Below are 712 nucleotides of genomic sequence, written 5' to 3'. Positions count from 1 at the left end.
TGTTCAGAAGACTGAAATGGTAGCGGTGTGGTGAGTATCTGGTAGCGCCTGAGTGAGTATCCGGTAGCGGTGTCTTACTCAGGCGTTGTTGGTGGTTATGTGCGGGTGGTCAGTCGCATGTTTGGTCCTTCGAGTGTGATGATCTCGGCGCCGGAGACGAGTCGGTTGAGGATTGACTCGGAGATCACGGCGTCGGGGATGGACTTGTACCACTCTTGCGGGGTGAATTGTGCGGTGACAATCGTTGAGACTTTGCCTTCACGCCCGGCGAGGATGTTGAGAATTTGGTGCGCGGTTGCGGCATCAATAGGTGTGGTGAGGAAGTCATCTAGGACCAGGACGTCGACGTTGTGAAGGTGTTGGATGAACTTCAGCCGTATGGGGTCATCGGGTTGCAGGACTGCTAGTTCGGCGGCGAGCATGTCGGTGCGGTAGAACCGTGCGGAGTAGTCGTTGCGGCATGCTGCTGTGATCAGTGCTTGGGCGAGGTAGGTTTTGCCGACTGAGGATTTGCCCAGGATGACAATGTTTTGTCCCAGGTGGCACCATTGTCCGTGAGCGAGTCTGCTGACTTGCTCGGGGTTGATGTTGCGGTCAGGTGTGCAGACCACGTTTTCAAGGCAAGCATCAAGGTTTGGCGATCGGGATGCTTTCAGCAGTTTGTTGATGCGTCGTTCACGCCTGGCCGCGACTTCTTTATCGAGTGCGTAGA

Annotated in this window: 1 protein-coding gene; it reads right to left on the bottom strand. The window is 55.5% G+C overall.

All coding sequences use genetic code 11. The annotated features are described in order from the left end of the window. Nucleotides 1–95: 95 nt before the first annotated feature. Nucleotides 96–712: ATP-binding protein (locus HMPREF3149_RS06785; protein WP_210385423.1), on the bottom strand; the 617-nt coding region annotated here is incomplete at its 5' end.

Origin of the sequence: Corynebacterium sp. HMSC05E07, from assembly GCF_001807225.1 — a bacterium.
In the GTDB taxonomy this organism is placed as follows: domain Bacteria; phylum Actinomycetota; class Actinomycetes; order Mycobacteriales; family Mycobacteriaceae; genus Corynebacterium; species Corynebacterium singulare.
The sequence above is the reverse complement of the archived record's forward strand: the minus strand, read 5'-3'. Positions and strand labels throughout refer to the sequence as shown.